Source organism: Streptomyces sp. NPDC005925 (assembly GCF_040638805.1).
In the GTDB taxonomy this organism is placed as follows: Bacteria; Actinomycetota; Actinomycetes; order Streptomycetales; family Streptomycetaceae; genus Streptomyces.
The window spans coordinates 1-1,089 of sequence record NZ_JBEXVL010000070.1 but is presented as its reverse complement, the minus strand read 5'-3'; the positions used below and the strand labels follow the sequence as shown (position 1 = coordinate 1,089).

At 70.2% G+C, this 1,089-nt stretch carries 1 protein-coding gene; it reads left to right on the top strand.

Annotated features, from left to right (window positions below; genetic code table 11):
* Positions 1–95: 95 nt before the first annotated feature.
* Positions 96–1,089, top strand: a 994-nt coding sequence (locus ABZ354_RS28590) for an IS481 family transposase (RefSeq protein WP_358661622.1), incomplete at its 3' end; no start/stop codon positions are given.

Genomic DNA, 1,089 nt, shown 5'->3' with positions numbered 1-1,089 from the left:
GTGACAGGGCTCACGGCTGACCGATCTTGAAATGGGTGAGGGCCTTCTGGCCTGGTGTGGATTGCGACATCTGCACCAGCAACAGAAAGGCCCTCATGTCCCACCGTAATGCACCCCTGACAGAGACCGGACGGCTGCGCCTGGCCCGTTGCGTGGTCGAGGACAACTGGCCGCTGCGGCGAGCCGCAGAACGCTTCCAGGTCTCGCCGACCACCGCCCAGAGGTGGGCCGGGCGCTACCGGCAGTCCGGCGAAGCCGGCATGCGCGACCTCTCCTCCCGCCCGCACACCAGCCCGCGCCGGACCCCGACCCGCACCGAGCGCCGGATCGTCAAGGTCCGCGTCCTGCGCCGCTGGGGCCCGGCCCGCATCGCTCACCTGCTGCACCTGACGCCCTCGACCGTGCACCGCGTGCTGACCCGGCTCGGCCTGGCCCGCCTCACGCACCTGGACCGGGCCACCGGCCGGGTCATCCGCCGCTACGAACGCGCCAGGCCCGGCGAACTCATCCACGTCGACATCAAGAAACTGGGCAACATCCCCGACGGCGGCGGGCACAAGGTCCACGGCAGGGCCCAGGGCGGCCGCAACAGTTCCGCCCACCGCGACCCCGCCCGGCCCCGCACCCGCCACGGCCGCCCCAACCTGGGCTACAGCTACCTGCACACCGCCGTCGACGACCACTCCCGCCTCGCCTACAGCGAAATCCACGCGGACGAGAAGAAGGAGACCGCCACCGCCTTCTGGCAGCGGGCCCACACCTTCTTCACCCAGGCCGGAATCACCGTCGAGCGGGTGCTGACCGACAACGGCTCCTGCTACCGCTCACACGACTGGCGCAACGAACTGGCAGCAGCCGGGATCACCCACAAACGCACCCGGCCCTACCGCCCGCAGACCAACGGCAAAGTCGAACGCTTCAACCGCACCCTGCTCGACGAATGGGCCTACGCCCGCCCCTACCGGTCAGAGACCGAGCGCCGCGACGCCTTCCCCGGCTGGCTGCACACCTACAATCACCACCGCGGACACACCGCGCTGAAGGGCCAACCACCCGCCAGCCGCGTCCCCAACCTCACGGGTCAGTACA